1 protein-coding gene is annotated in these 383 nt (G+C 69.2%); it reads left to right on the top strand.

The genetic code is table 11. The annotated features are described in order from the left end of the window. Nucleotides 1–85: 85 nt before the first annotated feature. Nucleotides 86–383 (top strand): IS66 family insertion sequence element accessory protein TnpA (tnpA, locus tag C667_RS24025; RefSeq protein WP_004393438.1); only part of this gene is annotated, 298 nt, incomplete at its 3' end.

Here is a 383-nt window from a genome sequence, read left to right as displayed (position 1 = left end):
CGTAACCGTTCACTGAGCGGCGTTCTTTCCCCGCCCGCGCCCACGCGGAACAATCCCTCCCACTTTCACGAGGGAGGAGTCGGCAGTGACCAGGGCGACAGCGACCAACAACAAGTGGCGGCGCCGTAGCCGCGAGGAGTGGCAAGCGACCTTCGCGCGATTCGCTGCGAGCGGTCTCGGGATCGAGCCGTTCTGCCTGCGCGAGGGGCTGAGCGAGTCAAGCTTCCGGCGTTGGAGGAGCCTGCTGGGTAGCCAGACGCCGCCGGCTGCGCGCCCGGGATCCGGAGCAACGTCCGAACCCACTGGCTTCGTCGACGCCGGCACGCTCAAACTCGGCGGCACGGGCCGCCTCGAACTGCGGCTCGACCTGGGCGACGGCGTGA

Source organism: Thauera phenylacetica B4P, assembly GCF_000310225.1.
In the GTDB taxonomy this organism is placed as follows: domain Bacteria; phylum Pseudomonadota; class Gammaproteobacteria; order Burkholderiales; family Rhodocyclaceae; genus Thauera; species Thauera phenylacetica.
Note: the sequence above shows the minus strand (reverse complement) of the source record. Positions and strands in the feature narration are given on the sequence as shown.